The sequence below is a fragment of the uncultured Subdoligranulum sp. genome, assembly GCF_963931595.1.
Classification (GTDB): Bacteria; Bacillota; Clostridia; order Oscillospirales; family Ruminococcaceae; genus Gemmiger.
Window position 1 is genome coordinate 1693882 of record NZ_OZ007030.1, and the last position, 19526, is coordinate 1713407.

Genomic DNA, 19526 nt, shown 5'->3' on the forward strand with positions numbered 1-19526 from the left:
TTGCATATCAGACGGTTTCCTTGGCCACAAAGACGATGCCCGCCGAGCGGGGGCCGATGTGGGTGCCGATGGTGGGGCCGATCTGGCAGGTGCGCACACCCTCCAGCATGAGGTTCTGGGTCAGGTAGTGGTGCACCGGGGCCGCCGTGGCCTTGTCGTCGCTGTAGAGCACCACGCAGGGGTAGTTGGTGTCGACGCCGCCCAGCTCATCCAGCTGTTTGAAGAGGGCCACCAGCGCACCGGGACGGCCGCGGCCCTTGCCCGCCAGCCTGACGGTGCTCTCGTACACCGCAATGACCGGCTTGATGCCCAGGGCGCCGCCCACAATGGCCACCGCCGCCGGGACGCGTCCGCCCTTCTGCAGGTGCTTGAGGCTGTCCACCACCGCGATGATGCGGATGCGCTTTTTGAAACGCTCCAGCACCTCCACGATCTGCTGGGCGGAAAGGCCCATATCCCGCAGACGCAGCGCCTCCCGCAGCAGGACGGCTTCGCCCTGGGTTGCGGTCTCGGAGTCCACCACATACACCGGGACATCCACATCATGGGCTGCCATCACGGCGCACTGGTAGGTGCCCGACAGTTTCTGGCCCACGGTGATGACGATGACCTCGTCCCCGGCCACTTCGGCGTCGGCGAAGGCATCCATGAAGGCGGCCGGGCTGGGCTGGCTGGTGCGCGGCAACTTGCTGTCGGTGGCCAGCCGCTTGAAGAACTCGTCCTTGGTCATGCTGCCGTCGTCCTCCACGGAGGTGCCGTCCTCAAAGGTAATGGACATGGGCACCACGCTGACGCCGGGCTGTGCCATCTCCTGGGCCGTCAGGTCGGCGGCGGAATCGGTAATGATACGGATCATGATATTCCCTCACTTTCCAGATGGGTAAAACGGCAACGCGCCGTTCAGGGTTTGGAATCCTGCTGCAGGCCCAGCAGCCCGGCCGCCGTATCGGGGTCCAGCTGCTGCACAGCCTCCAGCTTGCGGGTGATGGCCCGGCTGCGCGGACCGATGAGTTCCTCCAGATCGGAGCCGGTCTGGTTGAGGTGCCGCTGCATCTGCTGCAAACCGGCGCCGAACTTTTCAAATTCCGTCTTGACCGCCCCCAGCACCGTCCACACCTCGCCGGAGCGCTTCTGGATGGCCAGCGTGCGGAAGCCCATCTGCAGGGCGTTGAGCAGCGCTGCCATGGTGGACGGTCCCGCCACCGTGATCTGGTAGTCCCGCTGCAGCGTTTCGGTCACGCCGCTGGAGACCACCTCGGCATACAGCCCTTCAAAGGGCAGGAACAGGATGCCGAAACTGGTGGTGTAGGGCACTTCGATGTACTTGTCGTGAATATCCTTGGCTTCCTGCCGCAGCACGCTGAACAGCGCCTTGCGCATGGCCGCGGTGGCCGCCGCATCGCCCCGCTGCTGGGCTGCCTGCAGATGGGCGTAGGTGTCGCCGGGGAATTTGGCGTCGATGGGCAGCCAGACGGTGCCGCTCTGGCCCGGCAGCTTCACCGCGAATTCCACCCGGTTGTTGCTGCCCGGCACGGTGGCCACGTTGGTGTCATACTGACCGGGGGCCAGGATCTGCTCGAGAATCGCCCCCAGCTGTACCTCGCCCAGGATGCCCCGGGTCTTGACCCCCGACAGCACCTGCTTCAGGCTGCCCACATCGGCCGCCAGGTTCTGCATCTCGCCCAGGCCCTTATAGACCTGCTCCAGCTGGGCGCTGACGGTGCGGAAGGAATCGTTGATCCGCTTTTGCAGCGTATCCTGCAGCTTTTCCTCCACGGTGCCGCGGATCTCCTCCAGCTTTTTGTTGTTGTCCGCCCGGATGACGTTGAGCCCCTGCACCAGCGCTCCGCGCACCCCGTCCAGCCGGGTGGCGTTGGAATCCTCCAGATTCTTCAGCCGGTGTTCCAGCATGGTCAGCTGGGCCAGCAGGGCGTCGTTGGCCGCCTTCTGGCGCGCCGCCCCCGCCCGGTCGATGGACTCCAGCCGGGCAGTGCTGGCCGCGGCGCTCTGCCGCTGGTTTTCCGCCAGCACCGACGAAAAGTCCCGCAGGGTGGCGGTGGTGGTACGGCCCATCTCCCCCTGCATTGCCCGCAGCTGTTCGGCCAGCAGGTCGGTCTCCCCCTGCAGCACAGGGGTCACGGCCCGCACAAAGTCATCCGCCGTATCGCCCCGGGACGGTTTGCGGCCGCTGCGTGCCAGCAGCACCGCCAGCAGCACATCCCCCACCAGCGCCAGGGCCAGCAGCAGATACAAAATCCAATCCATAGTGTCGCAATCCTTCCGGCGGCCTTGCGCCCAGTATAGCACATCCGGCCGTCTGATACCAAGTACATCTGTTCAATCTTCTCGTCGATGGCGCGCGTTTTTCCGCCTTACTGTAAAAGCAGCAGCGCCACGCCGATGGCCGCCATCACCGCCGCCAGCACCTCGGTGCCCAGGCTCTTGCGCTCCAGCACCGGACGGCCGGGGTTATACCACACCAGCACGCTCTTGCCCTTCTGACTGTCATGGCTGAACCAGAAGGAATCATTGGTCTCCAGTTCCAGCCGCTCCCCTCCTGCGTGGATCTCCACCAGATAGCGGTATCCCCCCGCGCCCTGACGCGGATTGGTGCGGTTGGCCTTGCGGCAACCCAGAATGCGGCCCGGCAGCAGGGTGGCCCCCCGCACCGTGCGGTACTTCTCCCACACGGCGGCAGCCGCCATGGCCAGGAGCAGGATGCCCAGCACCCGGTAGACGATCATCAGTGGCATCGGCATGGTGTGTTTCCTTCCCTTTTATACAATATGGTACTATCATACCCTGCTTTGCCCAAAGGTGCAAGAGGGTGGGCGGCGGGTGTCCCGCAAAAGGGACTTTTGCCTTCGGCAGCGGGTGCTTTTCCTGTTTAAAGTATTGACTAAGTTGGGCACATTTGCTAGAATGAATTAAACAACACTCCAATCTTGGAACAATTTTTACAAAAACAGAAGGAGGCGCCTATGCGCCCGCAAACTCCGCAGAAAGAAGAACGCAGCACCGCTCTGTATGAGGCGATTCTGCGGCTGAACACCCTGGATGAATGCATCCGTTTTTTTGATGATCTGTGCGCCGTGACCGAACTGCGCACCCTGGAACAGCGCTATGCCGTGGCCGGGTGCCTGTTGCAGGGCAAGGTGTACAGCGAGATCCGGCGGGAGACCGGCGCTTCCAGCGCCACGGTCAGCCGGGTCAACCGCATGCTCAACTACGGCACCGGCAGCGTCGCCGCCAGTGTCCGGGAAGACCTGGCCCGGCAGAAACCGGACAACGAAGCCTAAGGAGGAACTGTCATGTCTGTTTCCATCACCGATTTCGGCAAAACCGCCGCCGGAGAGAACGTCCGGCTGGTGGTGCTGAAAAACGATCAGCTGGAAGTCCACCTGCTGACCTACGCAGCCCTGATTCACAAGATTCTCGTCCCCGACCGCAACGGCAACCCGGTGGACGTGGTGCTGGGCTACCCCACCGTGCCCGACTATGAGCGCAACACCGACTACATGGGCCGGGCCATCGGCCGTTTTGCCAACCGCATCGGCGGGGCGCAGTTCCCGCTGTATGAGGAGACCGTCCATGTGACCGCCAACGAGAACGGCAACTGCCTGCACAGCGGCCTGCACGGTTTCGGCGCCACCCTCTTCGATGTGGAGCCCACCGCCGGCGAGAACGACAGCGTCACCATGACGGCCAGCAGCCCCGACGGCACCGACGGCTTCCCCGGCAATGTGGAGCTGGAGATCCAGTACAAGCTGGTGAAGAGCGGGCTGATGATCCACTACACCGCCACCACCGATGCCCCCACCGTCTGCAGCCTGACCAACCACAGCTACTTCAACCTCAACGGCCACGCCAGCGGCACCGCCCTGGGCCACCGGGTCAGCGTGGACGCCGACGCCTACCTGGAAACCGACGACGGCAGCATTCCCACCGGCCGGCGCATTCCGGTGGCCGGCACCCCCATGGACTTCACCGAGGAGAAGACGCTGGGCCTGGACATCGGGGCGGACTACCCTGCCCTGAATCAGGGCGGCGGCTACGACCACTGCTACATCATCCGGGACACCGGCCTGCGCCACGCCGCCTGGGTGACCGGCCCCCAGACCGGCATCCGGATGGAGGTGCTCACCACCCTGCCCGGCATGCAGCTCTACTCGGCCAACTCCCTGGCGCCGGGCACCGACTGCAAGGACGGTGCCCACTACCAGAAGCGGGACGCGGTCTGCCTGGAGACCGAGGAGTTCCCCGACGCACCCAACCATCCGGATTTCCCGGACACCACGGTGCTGCCCGATACTCCCTACAGCTCCACCACCATCTACCGCTTCGATCTGGCACCCCAATAAACCGCAAACCGCCTGCCCCATGCCGGGCAGGCGGTTTTTTATGCTTTCGGTTCCAGACGGTAGAGTCTGCCGCTGTAGGGCGGCAGCGCCACCGTGAAGGGCCGGCGGCGGGAGATGGTGCCGGTTTTTTTCTGGTTCTGCTGCACCGTGGTGCCGCCCCAGCACTGCCAGTCAGTATCGAGAAGCAGCGTCCAGCGGCCGGCGGGCAGGTCCAGGGTGTAGGCGGGCTGTTCCTCCGCCCCGAAATTGAAGACGGCCAGCACCGTGCTCTGCCACCCCCGGCGCACCATGGCGCAGACATTCTGCGCCCCGTGGTCGCAGTCCGCCCAGCGGAAGGCCTCCGGGTCGTATTCCCGGGCCCAGAGTGCCTCGTTGTCCAGGTAGAGCCGGTGGAGCAGCGCCCGGAAATGGCGGAAGGCGTCGTGGTTGGGGAAGGAGAGGATCATCCAGTCCTGTTCCCGGTTCTCATCCCACTCCCGCAGCTGGGCGAACTCGTTGCCCATGAAATCCAGCTTTTTGCCGGGATGCACCGCCATATAAAGGTAGAGGGCCCGGGCCTGGGGGAACTTTCCGTCGTAGTCGCCGTACATCTTCTGGGCGATGGTGGCCTTGCCGTGGACGTTCTCGTCGTGGCTGAAGGGCAGGATGAACCGCTCGTTCCAGGCGTAGAGCATCGAGAAGGTCAGCCGGTCCAGGTTGGTCTTCCGCTCGTCGCTGCTCTTGCGGAAATAGTCCAGCGTGTCGTTCATCCAGCCCAGGTCCCACTTGTAGTCAAACCCCAGGCCGCCCCGGGCCACCGGTGCCGTGACCTGGGGGTAGGCGCTGGAATCCTCGGCGATGAGCAGCGCCGTGGGGTGCCGCCGCTGCAGGCCGTCGTTCATGAACCGCAGAAATTCCAGCCCGGGCTGGTTGAGCCCCTGGGCCGGGTCCCCCTGGCGGTAGATCAGCCGGGAGACCGCATCCACCCGCAGGCCGTCGGCGTGGAAGACCCCCAGCCAGTAGTCGGCGCAGGACTGCAGAAAGCTGCGCACCTCCCCCCTGCCATGGCAGAAGTTGCAGCTGCCCCACTCGCTCTGCCCTGCCCCTTGGGACGGGTCCTCATAGAGCGGGGTGCCGTCAAAGTTTTTCAGGCCGTAGCCGTCCACCGCAAAGTGCACCGGCACAAAATCCAGGATCACCCCGATGCCCTGCCGATGGCAGGCGTCGATGAACCGCACCAGTTCCGCCGGGCTGCCGTAGCGGCTGGTGGGCGCGAAAAAGCCGGTCACCTGGTAGCCCCAGCTGCCGTCAAAGGGGTGCTCGGCCAGCGGCATGAGTTCCAGGTGGGTGTAGCCGTTCTCCCGGCAGTAGGCGGGCAGCAGTTCGGCCAGCTCGGCATAGCTGTACCAGCTGCCGTCCGGTTTGCGCTTCCAGCTGCCGGCGTGCACCTCGTAGATGTTCAAGGGCCGGTCAAAGCCCTTGGTGCGGGCGGCCATCCAGTCGTCGTCGGTGAAGCCGCCCGGCATCTGTGCCAGAATGCTGTGGCCTTCGGGGCGCAGCGTCATGGCAAAGCCGTAGGGGTCGCAGTGGCCCACCGTCCAGCCGTCCGCCCCCGTGACCAGGTACTGGTAGGGCCTGCCCGGTTCTGCGCCGGGCACCTCCCCTTCCCACACTCCCGGATGGGTCTGGGTAAGCGCCGCCGTGCCGAAGGGACCTTCCACCTGCACCCGCCGGGCCGACGGCGCCCAGACGGCAAACCGCGCGCCCCCGTCCTTGGGATGGGCGCCGAAAAAGGTGTAGGCATCAAAGGCCCGGCCGGCGTAAAAGTCCTGCAGTTCCATGCGCATTCTCCGTTTCCTGGTGTTGCAAAGGGCGGTAAGCCAAAGATAAAAAAATTGTACCATACCCCGGGGGTATGGTACAAGGACAAATTTGAACACACTGTTCAGGGAATTCAGATTTTCAGCAGGGCCTTGGCGATGTTGAAGTAGACGAGCAGCGTGGTGGTATCCACGATGGTGGTGATCAGCGGCGACGCCATGACCGCCGGGTCGATCTTCAGCTTTTCGGCCAGCACGGGCAGCAGGCCGCCGATAAGCTGGGACAGCAGCACCGTGCAGATCAGCGTCAGGCAGACCACCAGCGCCACCGGGGCGGAGACCCGGTCGAAGAGCAGCAGCTTGCCGAAGTTGCACACCGCCAGCGTCAGGCCGCAGAGCAGCGCAACCCGGCATTCCCGCCAGAGGATGCGCGGCAGGTCGTGGGGCTGGATATCCCCCACCGCCATACCGCGGATGATGGTGGAGGTGCTCTGGCTGCCCGCGTTGCCGCCGGTGTCGGTGAGCATGGGGATGTAGGCGGTGAGCACGGTGACCGCCGCCAGGGCGCTCTCATACCCGCGGATGACCAGGCTGGAGAAGGTGGCGCTGATCATCAGGAAGACCAGCCAGGGGGCCCGGCTCTTGTAGAGGTCCCACATGGACTGCTTGAAGTAGGGTTTGTCCGACGGGCCGATGGCGTTCATCTTGGCGAAGTCCTCGCTGGCCTCGTCCTGCAGGATGGAGATGGCGTCGTCGATGGTGACAATGCCCACCAGGCGCTTCTCGGCATCCACCACGGGGATGGCCAGGAAACCGTACTTCTCAAACAGCTGGGAGACATCCTCCTGGTCGGTGGTGGTGGAAACGCTGACCACGTTGGAATCCATCAGGTCGCGGATGGTCCGCTGGGGGTTCTTTTCCAGCACCAACGCCCGCAGCGAAACCACGCCGATCAGCGTGCGGTCGGTGTCGGTGACGTAGCAGTTGTTGATGGTCTCCTTGTCGATGCCGTTGGCCCGGATGGAATCCATGGCCTGGGTCACCGTCATGTCGGGGCGCAGCTCCATGAACTCGGTGGTCATCACGCCGCCGGCGGAATCCTCCGGGTACTGGAGCAGTTCGTTGATCATGCGGCGGGTCGCAGGCTCAGCCTGGGCCAGAATGCGCTTCACCACGCTGGCCGGCATCTCCTCCACCAGATCCGTCGCATCGTCGACGAACAGCTCGTCCACCACAGCCTTCAGTTCCTTGTCGGTCAGGCCGTCGATCAGGTTCTGCTGGGTCTCGGCGGTCAGTTCGGCGAAAATCTCCGCCGCCAGGTCCTTGGGGCAGAGCCGGAACAGCACCGGCAGCTTCTCCGGCGGCAGGTCCTCAAACACGGCGGCCAGGTCGGGGGCGGGCAGGGTCTCCATCACATCGCGCAGGCTCTGGTACTTCTTCGCGTCGTCCAGGTTGGCCAGCATCGTCTTCAGCGTCATGATTGCAGTATCAGACATAAAAAAAACTGCCTCCTTTTGGGCGGCAGCACAAACTATGGGATACAGGGGCAATGCAAAGCACAGCCCCGCCCGGCGCTCAGATGCGCGCAGGGCTGGACTTTCCCCCATATAACAACAGGATGGCTGCCTTATTGATACATCGGTACACGGGACTGGGACTACTGGGCGTATCCATGGCAACCACCTCACTTTTTCGTTATATTGTAATGTCGGGCTTTCTGGCCCGCCCCTACTTTACCACCTGGACACAGGGTTCGTCAACCCCTGCGGGCGACATTTTTTCACAAAAAAAGACCCGTGCCTCTTTTTGGCACGGAGCCAGGCATTTCGGGGATTCTCCCGCGCTGCTGCGCGGTATTTTTACATGACCAGTTCCCGGAAACAGGTGGTGTTCACGCTCTTGTCCTGCTCGGCCAGCTTGGCAATGCAGCCGTCCAGCGTGTGGGCCACATCGTCCAGGCTCTTCCACTGGGCGGCCTGGGGTTTGACCTCCTGTTCCAGCCAGGGACCGATCTCGGTATGGGAGCAGGCACCCTCGATCAGGTAGGCGCCCTCCCGGGCGGGCTGGGTCTGGGGCACGTACTGTTCGGCACTGCCCAGCGTGGTGAGCACAAACTGGCCTTTGCGGTTGCGGCCGCCCACCAGCAGGCGCACCCCCACCGGCTGCACCCGCACCGAGGGCGCCTTCTGGCGAAGAATCTTGACGACCTTTTCCAGCGTCAGGTATTGGGTTTCGTATTCGTCCAGCGCATTGATGATCTGCACGGCGGCCAGCGTGTCCCCCGCAAAACCCACCAGTACATTCCGGTTGACTTTGCGCACCTTGGGCACATCCTCGCTGATGACCTTGGGCTGGGCACCGTTGATGGGTTCCTCCACCACACGGCCGTCACTGACCATGGCGCAGAAGGCTTCGCCGCAGACGGCTAAAATCGCACTCATAGGGCAACTTCCTTTTCTTCAGGTTGGGCGCAGGCTGCTGCCCCGCCGTAGGCTATTGTACCATACAAACAGGGCGCACCGCAAGGTGCGCCCCGAAAGTTGCCTGTTCTTACTTGGTGATCTTGAGAAGGTCCGCCCCCGGCTCCACACTGCCGGAAGCCACCAGTTCCACGTCCTTGAAGTCGTCGGTGTTGGTGATGACGGTGATGACCACCGCCGGATGGTTGGCGGCCGCGATCTTGTCCAGGTCCATCTCCAGCAGAAGCTGACCCTTCTTGACCTTGTCGCCCTCCTTGACCTTGGGGCTGAAGCCGTCGCCCTTCATCTCGACGGTATCCACACCCACGTGGATCAGCACTTCCACGCCGCCGACGCCCTCGATGCCCAGGGCATGGCCGCTGTCGGGAGCCTGGCTGATGGTGCCGCCCAGGGGCGCGTACACCTTGCCCTCGGTGGGATCAATGCCGCAGCACTTGCCCAGAATGCCCTGGGCAAATACCTCGTCGGGGATCTGGTCCATCGTCAGGACCGTGCCTTTGGCGTCCGCCGCCAGCGTCATCGGGAAAGAGGGTGCCGCCGGAGCTGCCTCCGGCTTCTTCTTCAAAAAGTCAAAAAATCCCATGATGTACAACTCTCCTTTGTCTGACCCGCGGCGCGGGCAGATAGTCTGCGACTATTATAACGCACACGCACACGGAAAGCAACGATATTTTGCCGTTTATAACAGTTCTTTCACCGCGCGGATGGCCTGCCAGGTGATGACCGCCATCTCATCGGGGGAAGTCTGATGCCCCGCTGTCTGCCAGGCGGCGATGGTTCCGAAGCAGCCGTTGATGGCAAAGGCCAGCAGATACTGCTGCCGCGGGGTCCCTCCGTCCGGCGTCAGCTGTCCCAGACAGCGCTTGGCAATCATCTCCTTGGCGCTGCGGGTAAACTCGGACTCCCAGCTCTTGCCGTACAGCGCACGGCAGACATCCGGGTTGTCGTTCAGGTAATGGAACAGCGCCACCAGCGCCGGCGGCACATCGTCCTGGGAGAAATTGGGCACCAGCGCATCCATCAGTTCGCACAGATGGTCCAGCTGGGCTGCCTCCATCTGTTCCATCAACGCGTAAATATCGGCATAGTGAAAATAAAATGTACCGCGGCTGATCCCGGCCCGCTCGGTCAACTCCCGAACGGTGATCTCCCGCAGGTTCTTCGTTTGCAGCAGGCTGATCAACGCCTGGTACAGCCGCTGTTTGGTCATGCGCACACTACGATTGGCATCGCCTTTGGCGTTCATCGTATGCACCACCTTTCCAGGGAACTTCGGGCAGGTTTGTATACATAAAGCATAGCGTTTTTTGACATAAATGTCAAGTTTTTTCGTCTGTATAGCGCTTTTATGTGCATTTTGTCTGAAGTTTTTGGTATGTTTTGCAGTTTTGGCAAATCGTGGTACAATAAAAGAAACAACGTGCTTCCGGGTTTTTCCACCCGTAAAGGAGGTTTTCCGCCGTGTCCCTTGACCGTTCCCGGGCCCTGCAGGCTTTTGCCGAATATGCCGCCCGGTACAATGCCGCCGACCCCAAAATCAAACTGAAAATCGACCACACCTACCGCGTGGCCGCCCTGTGTGACCGCATCGCCGCCAGTCTCTCGCTGTCCCGGGCCGACATCGATCTGGCCTGGCTGTGCGGGCTGCTCCACGATGTGGGCCGCTTTGAGCAGCTGCGGCAGTACGGCACCTTCAACGATGCCCAGTCCATCGACCACGCCGCCATGAGTGCCCGGGTGCTCTTTGAGGAGGGGCACATCCGTGACTACCTGGCGGATGACCGGGAGGACGAACTGCTGCGCACGGCGGTGGCCTGGCACAGCGCCTACCGGCTGCCCGGGGAACTGGACGACCGCACACGGCAGTTCTGCCAGATTCTGCGGGACGCCGACAAGGTGGACATTCTGCGGGTGAACGTGGAAGTGCCCATGGAGGAGATCTACAACGTCACCACCGAAGCGCTGCGGCAGAGCCCTGTCTCCCCCGCCGTGCTGCAGTCCTTCTATGAGCATCACTGCGTGCTGCGCGCCCTCAAACAGTACCCGGCCGACAACGCCGTGGGGCACGCCTCTCTGGTGTTCGAGCTGTGCTACCCCGAGAGTCTGCGCGCCGTGGCCCGGCAGGGCTGGCTGTGGAAGCTGCTGGATTTCCCCACCGAGAATCCCGACACCGCCGCAGCCTTTGCGGCCCTGCGGGAGGAAATGCACCGCTGGCTGGAGGAAAAACTGAACTGAACCCAAACAAAAACAGCCGCCCGAAGGCGGCTGTTTTTTATGTTCAGATCAGACCCTGGACCAGGATCACCACGATGAGCAGGGGCAGGATAAACTGGAAGTAGGGCTTGAACACCCGGGGCATTTTCAGGCCCTTGCCGGTGTTGCATTCCTCCATGTACTTGTCGTAGCCCCAGCCCCAGCGGCTGACGCAGAACAGCAGGTAGATCAGGCTGCCGATGGGCAGCAGCAGGTTGGACACCAGGAAGTCCTCGATGTCCAGCACCTGACCGCCGGAAGGCGCATTGGGCAGCGGCAGCGAGAAGTACCACAGGTTATAGCCCAGCACGCAGGGCATGCTGGCCAGCAGGATGAAGATGCCGCAGATCAGGGTAGCCTTCTTGCGGGTCCAGCCGAAGCAGTCGATGCAGCTGGCCATGATGTTCTCAAAGACCGCCAGCACGGTGGTGAAGCTGGCGAAGGTCATGAACAGGAAGAACAGCGCACCCCACAGCCGTCCGCCCGCCATGTTCACAAAAACGCGGGGCAGCGTCTGGAAGATCAGCGAAGGACCGGCGTCGGGCTCCACACCAAAGGCGAAGCAGGCCGGGAAGATGATGAGGCCCGCGCAGATGGCCACGAAGGTGTCCAGGGCGCAGATGCGGATGGCCTCGCCGGGCAGAGTGTTGTCCTTGGTCATGTAGCTGCCGAAGATCTCCATGGCGGCGATGCCCAGGCTCAGGGTGAAGAAGGACTGGTTCATGGCCGCGGTGATCACGTTGCCGATGCCCACCTCGGAGGCGCGCTCCAGGTCGGGCAGCAGGTAGAAGGCCAGACCCTCCTGGCCGCCGGGCAGCAGGATGCTGTTCATCGCCAGCACCACGATGAGCACCAGCAGGGCCAGCATCATCCACTTGGAGATGCGCTCCAGACCCTTCTGCAGGCCGAAGGAGCAGACCAGGAAGCCGCCCACCGTGATGATGGCCATAAAGATGGTCAGTTCCGCCGGGTTGCCCAGCATGGCGGTGAAGACACCGTCCACAGCGCTGTTGTCGATGCCGGTGAAGGCACCGGTGGCAAACTTGTAGAAGTAATCCAGCATCCAGCCGGCCACGGTGGTGTAGTACATCATGAGCAGGCAGCAGCCAATGATGCAGAACCAGCCGTGGATGTGCCATTTGCTTTTCTTGGGTTCCAGCGCCTTGTAGGCGCCCACCGCGCTCTGGCGGCTGGCGCGGCCCACCGCCAGCTCCATGGTCAGCACGGGCACGCCCATGATGACCAGGAACAGCAGGTAGAACAGCACGAAGATACCACCGCCGTTGGCACCGGCCATCCAGGGGAATTTCCAGACGTTGCCGATACCGATGGCACAGCCTGCGCTGACCAGAATGAAGCCGAGGCGGGAGGCAAAACGCTCCCGCTGTTTTTGAGATTCCATACGTTTCCTTCTTTCCTCACACGAATACGACCTATTATAGCGCAATTTTCCGGTCATTGCAAGGTTTACCCGTCTGTGTTATACTAAAGAGTATGTGATCGAAAGGAGAATCCCAGATGATTCGTTTTGAGTGTGATTACGGCGAGGGCGCAGCCCAACCCGTACTGGATCTTTTGCAGAAAACCAACCTGGAGCAGACCCCCGGCTACGGCGAGGACGACTACTGCGCCGCGGCAGCCGACCAGATCCGCAAGCTGTGCGATGCGCCGGAGGCGGCCGTCCACTTCTTTGTGGGGGCCACCCAGGCCAACCTGACCGTCATCGACGCCGCGCTGAAGCCCTGGCAGGGGGTGCTCTGTGCCGAGACCGGCCACATCCACGTCCATGAGACCGGTTCGGTGGAGGCCACCGGCCACAAGTGCCTGGCCCTGCCCGCCACCGCCGGCAAGATCACGGCGGCCCAGATCCGGGCGGCCGTGCAGTCCCACCGCGCCAACCCCAGCCACGAGCATGAGGTCCAGCCCGGCATGGTGTACCTGTCCAACCCCACCGAGGTGGGCACCCTCTACACTAAGGAGGAGCTGACCGACATTTCCGCCACCTGCTACGAGCTGGGGCTGTACCTCTTTGTGGACGGCGCCCGGATGGCCTACGGCCTGATGAGCCCCGCCAACGATCTGAGCCTGCAGGACTACGCCGCCCTGTGCGATGTCTTCTATCTGGGCGGCACCAAGTGCGGCGCCCTCTTCGGGGAGGCCGTGGTCATCACCAACGACGAGCTGAAGCAGGATTTCCGCTATGCCATCAAACAGCACGGCGGCATGCTGGCCAAGGGCCGGCTGCTGGGCATCCAGTTCCTGGCGCTGCTGAACGGCGAGGACGGCAGCGGCTGCAGCCCCTACTTCCAGATGGCCGCCGAGGCGGACCGGCAGGCGCTGGCCCTGCGGGAGGCCTTCACGGCCAAGGGTATCGACCTGCTGTACGACTCCCCCACCAACCAGCAGTTCTTTGTGCTGCCCGACGACTGGTACGACAAACTGGCCGAGCACTACGCCATGAATGAGATGGGCAAGCCGGATGACAGCCACACGGCGGTGCGCATCTGCATCAGCTGGGCGACCCGCCCCGAGGCGGTGGCACAGCTGGTGGCCGACGTGCAGAAGCTTTCCTGACCCGTAATACAGCAAGAGCCCTCCGGCGGAAACCGCCGGAGGGCTTTTTGCTTTCTATTCCAATGGCGCGGGGCGCCTGATAGGTTGTCTGTGCCGGGCCGGGGCATCCGCCCCTCGCATGGTCCGGCAGCAGTGAATGGGTCTTGGGTTGCTCACCTTGACTTCCCTTATAGTATACGCCCCGATTGTGTCCGAGTTGTCACACCATTTTGAACCTTTTATGAATTCGGAAAATTCTGGAACAGATTCTTCAGCGCTGGATCCGCTTGTCGCAGCGGATGGCCAGCCGGGTACCCACCGTCTGGAGGATCTGCACCAGGATGACCAGCAGCACGGTGGCAAAGATCTCCAGCACCACATTGAAACGGTAGTAGCCGTAGTTGATGGCGATCTTGCCCAGACCGCCGCCGCCGATGATGCCAGCCATGGCGCCGTAGCCCATGATGGTGGTGGTGGCGATGGTCACGTTGGAGATCAGGCTCGGCATGCTCTCGGGGATCATCACCTTGGTGATGATCTGCAGCGGGGTGGCGCCCATGCTCTGGGCTGCCTCGATGACGCCGGCATCCACCTCGCGGATGCTGGTCTCCACCAGGCGCGCCACAAAGGGGAAGGAGGCAATGACCAGCGGCACAATGGAGGCCGGTGTGCCGATGGAGGTGCCCACCAGCAGACGGGACAGCGGGATGACGATGATCATCAGGATCAGGAAGGGCACGCTGCGCAGCAGGTTGATGAAGGCGTTGAGCACGCTCATGACCCAGCGCGGCAGCGGCCGCACGCCGCCCTGCTCACCGGTGACCAGGCAGACACCCAGCGGCAGGCCGATGACCAGCGCCAGCAGGGTGGCCACTGCCGTGGACCAGATGGTCTCCCAGGTCTCAAAGGGAATGGTGGGCAGAATCTGCAGGAAGGTTGCCCACTCTTTGCTTGCCAGGAACTCTGCCATCAGCCGTTCACCTCCTCATAGGTAATGCCGGGATAGTTCTTGATATACTCGATGGCCTTGGCGGCATTCTCGTCGTCGGGCAGGGCCAGCAGCATGCTGCCCAGCGTCTGGCCGTTGACAATGCGGGTATCCGCCGCCAGGATGGAGACCAGCGCACCGCACTGGATGGCCAGGCTGGCCACCAGGGGTTTGTCGGTGGTCTGGGTGCCGTTGAAGGCCACCCGCACCAGCTTGTGCCCGGGCAGGGATTCCGCCTTGGGCGCCCCGGCCGGGTAGACCAGCCGCTTGGCGGCCGCCGAGGTGGGATGGCTGAAGATGGCCTGCACGTCCCCCTCTTCCACCACGGTGCCCTCGTCCAGGATGGCCACCCGGTTGCAGATCTCCTCCACCACGCTCATCTGGTGGGTGATGACCACCACCGTGATGCCCAGCTCCCGGTTGATCTTCTGGATCAGCTGCAGGATGGCGTGGGTGGTGTTGGGGTCCAGGGCGCTGGTGGCTTCGTCACAGAGCAGGACCTTGGGGTCGGTGGCCAGGGCGCGGGCAATGGCAATGCGCTGCTTCTGGCCGCCCGAAAGCTGGGCCGGGTAGGCCTCCGCCTTGTCGGGCAGGCCCACCAGTTCCAGCAGTTCCCGGGCGCGGGTCTCGGCCTTTTCCCGGGGCACTTTGGCCAGTTCCATCGGGAACATGATGTTGCGCAGGCAGGTGCGCTGCATCAGCAGGTTGAACTGCTGGAAGATCATCGTGATGTCCCGCCGGGCGGCACGCAGCTGGGCGGCGGTGAGCGTCTCCATACGGTGGCCGTCCACCGTGACGCTGCCCTCGTCGGGGCGCTCCAGCATGTTGATGCAGCGCACCAGCGTGGACTTGCCGGCGCCCGACATGCCGATGATGCCGTAGATATCGCCGTCCCGGATGGTCAGGTTGATGTCGTTCAGCGCCACCACCGTGCCGCCCTTGGTGGCGAAACGCTTGGTCAGGTGTTGCAATTCGATCATGGGTTTTCCCCCTCACTCTACAATAGGGAACGGGTTTTTGCGCCCGTTCCCTATTGATTGTACCTTACCCGCCGCGCGGTTGCAAGGTATTTCGTTGTTTTTTATCAGAAAAGGGCCACCACGGCGCCGTCGTAGGTCTCGTTGATGAAGTCCTTGACCTCCTGGCTCTTCAGCGCCTTCAGCAGGGCCTGGACGCCGGGATTGTTCTCATTGCCCTCCTTGACGACCAGCACGTTGGCGTAGGTCTGGGCAGCCTCGGAATTGGCGTCCTCGGTGGCCAGGGCGTCCTTGCTCACCGAGAAGCCCGCCTCCAGGGCGTAGTTGCCGTTCATCACCGCGTAGTCCACGTCGGCCAGGGTGCGGGGCAGCTGGGCTGCCTCCAGCTCCTCCACCTGCACGTTGTGGGGATTCTCGGTGATGTCATTGACGGTGGCGGTCAGGCCGGCGTCCTCCCGGATGGAGATGATGCCCTGGGCAGCCAGCAGCTGCAGGGCACGGGCCTCGTTGGTGGTGTCGTTGGGCACCGCGATGACGGCGCCGTCCGCAATCTCGTCCAGGCTCTTGCTCTTGCCGGGATAGATGCCCAGCGGCTCATAATGGATGTCCCCCACGCTCACCAGATGGGTGCCGTTCTCCTCGTTGAAGGAATCCAGGTAGGGCTGATGCTGGAAGTAGTTGGCGTCCACTTCACCGCTCTCGGTGACCATGTTGGGCTGCACGTAGTCGCTGAATTCGATGATGTCCAGCGTGATGCCCTGCTCGGCCAGCAGGTCCTTGGCCACCCCGAGGATCTCGGCGTGGGGCGTGGGAGAGGCGGCCACCTTGATGGTGGTGCCGGCCAGGTCACTGCCGGTCTCGGCGGTGGAAGCAGCCTCCGAAGAGGCGGCGTCCGCAGAAGAGGCAGCGGACTCAGAAACCGAAGCGGTGGAGCCGCAGGCGGCCAGGCTCAGGGCCAGCGCGCCGGCCAGGGTAACAGAAATCAGCTTTTTCATAATTCTTGTGTCTCCTTTTTTTGTGTTGGTGGTGTTTTTTCCGGACAGGGCAGATCCCTCTTTCTGCCGTCACATTCGGACACCGGGCTGTTTGTACACCGGACCACGTTCCATGACAAAGTTCCTCCTTTTCCGGTAGAAGCCAAAACAAAAGCGGGGCGTCGAACAACTTCGACACCCCGCTGTGTTTCTTTCTTCACGCATTCGGATGAGCGCATGAGAAAGCAGGCACAGGCTGCCGAAGCAAACTGCACATGCACATCATCATGCCGAAGCGGTAGCTGCAGTTCATTGTCCGTGTACCCCTTTCTCACTCATTCCGGCAAACCCAAAGGGCTTCCTTGGGTAAGAGTATAGCGCCCCGGTGCAGTTCTGTCAACACTTTTTGCATAAAACAGCGAATTTTCCAGAATATTATACAAAGGTGAGCAAAAATACACAAAGGGGTTGCCAATTTCCTACAAATATGGTATGGTAATAGTAACCTATTACACAGAAAGAGGAACGCTGCATGAAATTTTCGACCCGCGACCGCTATGCACTGCGTCTGATGGTGGAGCTGGCCAATCACGGCGACGGGCTGGTACCGCTCAAGGAAATCAGCGACAACCAGCAGATCAGCCTGAAATATCTGGAACAGATCATCACCCCCCTGGCCCGGGCGGGACTGGTGACCAGTGTGCGCGGCGCCCAGGGCGGCTACCGGCTGGCCCGCCCCGAGGCCGAGATCACCGCCGGGGAAATCCTGCGGGCGGTGGAGGGCGAGCTGACGGCCATCCCCTGTCTGGGCGCCAACATGGAATGCCCGCGGCGGGACCAGTGCCAGACCATCGGGTTCTGGTGCGGGCTGAACGATCTGATCAACCAGTATGTGGACAGCGTTACGCTGGCTGCATTGCGCGCCCAGAAAGGTCCTGCCCTGGAATAAAAGCTGACAAAACGCCCTCTGCGTTCCCATGGGAAGGCAGAGGGCGTTTTGTCAGCTTTGGGCCGTATCCTGGACTTCGTTGGCGGATTCAACCACCGCATTTTCCGGGGCCGTTCCGGAATTTGTCTGGTCGACGGGCGCCGAGGATTCCGGCACCGAGTCCGATGTAGCCGGGACCGGCGTGGGTTCCGGCGTGGCAGGCACGGGCGTGGCCGGGTCCGGGGTCGGTGTGGCAGGCACCGGCGTGGGTTCCGGCGTGGCAGGGACCGGCGTGGGCGTGGCCGGGACCGGCGTGGGTTCCGGCGTGGCAGGTTCGGGCGTGGGCTCCTGCACCGGCGGCGGGGTGGGCTCCGGTGTCTGCACCACGGTCTCCTGGGAGACCGACTCGGACTGGGGCTCCTCGGTGGGCGCCGTGGAGCTGGCCGACGAGGTGGTGGTGACGGTGGATGCCGTGGACACCGACACGTCCTTATCGCCCACATGCTTGCCCACATTCTTTACGGTGGGACGGTCGTCCTCGGTGATGTAGCTGTGGGTGCGCACATACTCAAACAGATCATCCATGGCCGCCTTGGTCAGGTGGATGCCGTCGCTGGCCTCCACATACCCGCTCTTGGCGTAGCCGGTGGAGGAATCCTTGAGTACCTCGGCGCTGTTGAGGAACTTCCAGCCCTGTTTCTGGCACATCTCCACCAGGGCTTTGTTGTACTCATCCACCTGGCTCTGGGTCAGGTTCTGGTTGGAGTGCACCTGCCCCAGCGGCGGGATGGAATTGACGATGATGTCCACGCTGGGATAGGCATCCACGATGGTCTGGATGCCCTCCTGGTAGGCTTTCACGAAGCTGTCCGCCGAATAGCTGGGGCTCAGGTCGTTGGTGCCGAAGGTCAGGATCACCCGCTTGGGCTGCATCATCGCCACCGCCTTGGCCATCGTCACATAGCCGGAGGTTCCCTTCATCTGCACGCAGGCAAAGTCGGCCAGCGACCGGGCACTCATGCCCACCGAACCGATGGCGTTGTCGTAGCTGCAGTAGTCAAACATCCGGTACATCCGGGCGGTGTTGCTGTCGCCCAGGAAAAGGGTTTCGTCCACGTAGGTCTGCCCGGCGTCGTCGCTCTTTTCCAGGATAGTGGAGGTGTATTTCGTCTCGTCGATGGTGTTCTGGTCCTTGTCATAGCCGCTCTCGGTCACCAGGGATTCGCTGTCGGCCGAATCGCTGTCGGCCTCCGTCCCCATCCGGTCCAGTCCGCCCACCAGCAGAAATGAGATCACCACACTGACCAGCAGCATCAGGCTGCATACAGCCATCACAATGTACATTTTGCTGCGTATGTCCAACGGCATTTTTGCCGCCTGCTTGTTCTTTTTGCGTGCCATTGCCTTTCCTTTCGCGCAGAATGTTCCATTTTATCGGTTCTTGGATGCATACAGTGGCTATTGTACACTATTTTTGGCCGAAGCGCCAGTGTTTTCTCAATTTTTACATATTTTAGTGTCAAAAAAGCAGCCCCTCCGCCGGGGCAGAAGGGCTGTAAAAAATCATTCTTTGGGCAGAAGATGGGCACGCCGCAGCGCCGGTTCCAGCGCCAGATAGAGCACCACCGCGCAGACGGTGGAAAGCAGAGAGTTGACCAGCGTCACACCGCCGGTGATCTTGATGAAGACGGTGGCCACCTCCACCGGCTGGCCGAAGATGTACCGGTCCCGGAAATAGCCCACCAGCGGGTCGGTGAAGACATTCACCAGCAGGCCGCTGAAGGCGCTGACCGTGACCATGGCCAGGTACCGCCCCTTGCTGCCCTGCCGCCGCTGACGCAGATGCACCAGCCGGTGGGCCGTGACGCCGCAGACGATACCGATGATGAACTTGAGGATGAAGGTGGTGAAGGCATAGCCGGGATCACCGGCGATCACGTCGGCCAGGGCCAGACCGATGGCCCCCGCCAGGCCGCCCGACACGCCGTCCAGCAGCATGGCGGTCAGCGCCGTGAAGGTATTGCCCAGGTGGAAGGAGGACCCGCCCGCAAAGGGAATGCGGAAAAATTCGTAGGCCACAAAGCTCAGGGCGGCCATCACGCCCACCAGACTGATGCGCTGTACGGTAAACTTGGTTCTGGTCAGCGCCGCAATCAGCAGCGCCACCGCCACCGCCCCGAAGAGCAGCAGCCACATCGTTGCTGTATCCATAG

General features: G+C 62.5%; 19 protein-coding genes. 5 read left to right on the plus strand and 14 right to left on the minus strand.

Going from position 1 to position 19526, the window contains the following annotated elements:
• Window positions 1–7: 7 nt before the first annotated feature.
• From ABGT73_RS08225 to ABGT73_RS08235, 3 genes are all read right to left on the minus strand, one after another.
• A complete protein-coding gene (locus tag ABGT73_RS08225; RefSeq protein WP_346669289.1) occupies window positions 8–856 on the minus strand; it encodes a DegV family protein in 849 nt (282 codons plus the stop codon).
• Between the two features lie 44 nt (window positions 857–900).
• A complete protein-coding gene (gene rmuC, locus ABGT73_RS08230) occupies window positions 901–2265 on the minus strand; it encodes a DNA recombination protein RmuC (RefSeq protein ID WP_346669290.1) in 1365 nt (454 codons plus the stop codon).
• A 107-nt stretch (window positions 2266–2372) separates the two neighbouring features.
• On the minus strand, window positions 2373–2759 hold the full coding sequence (locus ABGT73_RS08235) for a hypothetical protein (protein WP_346669291.1): 387 nt from the start codon (window positions 2757–2759) through the stop codon (window positions 2373–2375).
• Between the two features lie 222 nt (window positions 2760–2981).
• On the opposite strand from ABGT73_RS08235, the gene ABGT73_RS08240 reads away from it, so the two are divergent.
• Both ABGT73_RS08240 and ABGT73_RS08245 read left to right on the plus strand, forming a co-directional pair.
• Window positions 2982–3299 carry a YerC/YecD family TrpR-related protein gene (locus tag ABGT73_RS08240; RefSeq protein WP_346669292.1) on the plus strand — a complete coding sequence of 106 codons (318 nt, stop codon included), beginning with the start codon at window positions 2982–2984 and terminating at the stop codon, window positions 3297–3299.
• A gap of 12 nt (window positions 3300–3311) precedes the next feature.
• Entirely contained in the window at window positions 3312–4361 is a 1050-nt protein-coding gene (locus ABGT73_RS08245) for an aldose epimerase family protein (RefSeq protein WP_346669293.1), read from the plus strand.
• Between the two features lie 38 nt (window positions 4362–4399).
• Here ABGT73_RS08245 and glgB read toward each other — a convergent pair whose 3' ends face one another.
• The 5 genes from glgB to ABGT73_RS08270 all read right to left on the minus strand — a co-directional run bounded on the left by glgB (window position 4400) and on the right by ABGT73_RS08270 (window position 9886).
• Window positions 4400–6187 (minus strand): 1,4-alpha-glucan branching protein GlgB, encoded by a 1788-nt coding sequence (gene glgB, locus ABGT73_RS08250; protein WP_346669294.1) that lies wholly within the window; start codon window positions 6185–6187, stop codon window positions 4400–4402.
• A 107-nt stretch (window positions 6188–6294) separates the two neighbouring features.
• Window positions 6295–7656: a magnesium transporter gene (gene mgtE, locus ABGT73_RS08255; RefSeq protein ID WP_346669295.1), complete on the minus strand. Its 1362-nt coding sequence runs from the start codon at window positions 7654–7656 to the stop codon at window positions 6295–6297.
• 363 nt (window positions 7657–8019) lie between these two features.
• Window positions 8020–8601 carry a hypothetical protein gene (locus ABGT73_RS08260; RefSeq protein WP_346669296.1) on the minus strand — a complete coding sequence of 194 codons (582 nt, stop codon included), beginning with the start codon at window positions 8599–8601 and terminating at the stop codon, window positions 8020–8022.
• A gap of 109 nt (window positions 8602–8710) precedes the next feature.
• Window positions 8711–9223, minus strand: coding sequence for a PTS glucose transporter subunit IIA (locus tag ABGT73_RS08265; protein ID WP_346669297.1), 513 nt, complete (start codon window positions 9221–9223; stop codon window positions 8711–8713).
• Window positions 9224–9319: 96 nt separating this feature from the next.
• Window positions 9320–9886 (minus strand): TetR/AcrR family transcriptional regulator, encoded by a 567-nt coding sequence (locus ABGT73_RS08270; protein ID WP_346669298.1) that lies wholly within the window; start codon window positions 9884–9886, stop codon window positions 9320–9322.
• A gap of 215 nt (window positions 9887–10101) precedes the next feature.
• Here ABGT73_RS08270 and ABGT73_RS08275 point away from each other — a divergent pair, with 215 nt between their 5' ends.
• The gene (locus ABGT73_RS08275) at window positions 10102–10875 is read left to right on the plus strand and encodes an HD domain-containing protein (RefSeq protein WP_346669299.1); all 774 of its coding nucleotides are present in this window, start codon (window positions 10102–10104) and stop codon (window positions 10873–10875) included.
• Between the two features lie 43 nt (window positions 10876–10918).
• Here the strand turns inward: ABGT73_RS08275 and ABGT73_RS08280 are convergent, their stop codons facing one another.
• Window positions 10919–12295 carry a sodium-dependent transporter gene (locus ABGT73_RS08280; protein ID WP_346669300.1) on the minus strand — a complete coding sequence of 459 codons (1377 nt, stop codon included), beginning with the start codon at window positions 12293–12295 and terminating at the stop codon, window positions 10919–10921.
• Between the two features lie 116 nt (window positions 12296–12411).
• On the opposite strand from ABGT73_RS08280, the gene ABGT73_RS08285 reads away from it, so the two are divergent.
• Window positions 12412–13467, plus strand: coding sequence for an aminotransferase class I/II-fold pyridoxal phosphate-dependent enzyme (locus ABGT73_RS08285; protein ID WP_346669301.1), 1056 nt, complete (start codon window positions 12412–12414; stop codon window positions 13465–13467).
• A gap of 250 nt (window positions 13468–13717) precedes the next feature.
• Here the strand turns inward: ABGT73_RS08285 and ABGT73_RS08290 are convergent, their stop codons facing one another.
• The 3 genes from ABGT73_RS08290 to ABGT73_RS08300 form a co-directional block, all read right to left on the minus strand.
• Entirely contained in the window at window positions 13718–14416 is a 699-nt protein-coding gene (locus ABGT73_RS08290) for a methionine ABC transporter permease (protein WP_346669302.1), read from the minus strand.
• Window positions 14416–15414: a methionine ABC transporter ATP-binding protein gene (locus ABGT73_RS08295; protein ID WP_346669303.1), complete on the minus strand. Its 999-nt coding sequence runs from the start codon at window positions 15412–15414 to the stop codon at window positions 14416–14418. The genes ABGT73_RS08290 and ABGT73_RS08295 overlap by 1 nt, the downstream gene beginning before the upstream one ends.
• 104 nt (window positions 15415–15518) lie before the next feature.
• Window positions 15519–16406 (minus strand): MetQ/NlpA family ABC transporter substrate-binding protein, encoded by an 888-nt coding sequence (locus tag ABGT73_RS08300; protein WP_346669304.1) that lies wholly within the window; start codon window positions 16404–16406, stop codon window positions 15519–15521.
• Window positions 16407–16917: 511 nt separating this feature from the next.
• On the opposite strand from ABGT73_RS08300, the gene ABGT73_RS08305 reads away from it, so the two are divergent.
• Window positions 16918–17334 carry an Rrf2 family transcriptional regulator gene (locus ABGT73_RS08305; protein WP_346669305.1) on the plus strand — a complete coding sequence of 139 codons (417 nt, stop codon included), beginning with the start codon at window positions 16918–16920 and terminating at the stop codon, window positions 17332–17334.
• A gap of 51 nt (window positions 17335–17385) precedes the next feature.
• Here the strand turns inward: ABGT73_RS08305 and ABGT73_RS08310 are convergent, their stop codons facing one another.
• A complete protein-coding gene (locus ABGT73_RS08310; RefSeq protein ID WP_346669306.1) occupies window positions 17386–18714 on the minus strand; it encodes an SGNH/GDSL hydrolase family protein in 1329 nt (442 codons plus the stop codon).
• 162 nt (window positions 18715–18876) lie between these two features.
• Window positions 18877–19524: an ECF transporter S component gene (locus ABGT73_RS08315; protein ID WP_346669307.1), complete on the minus strand. Its 648-nt coding sequence runs from the start codon at window positions 19522–19524 to the stop codon at window positions 18877–18879.
• Window positions 19525–19526 lie beyond the last annotated feature (2 nt).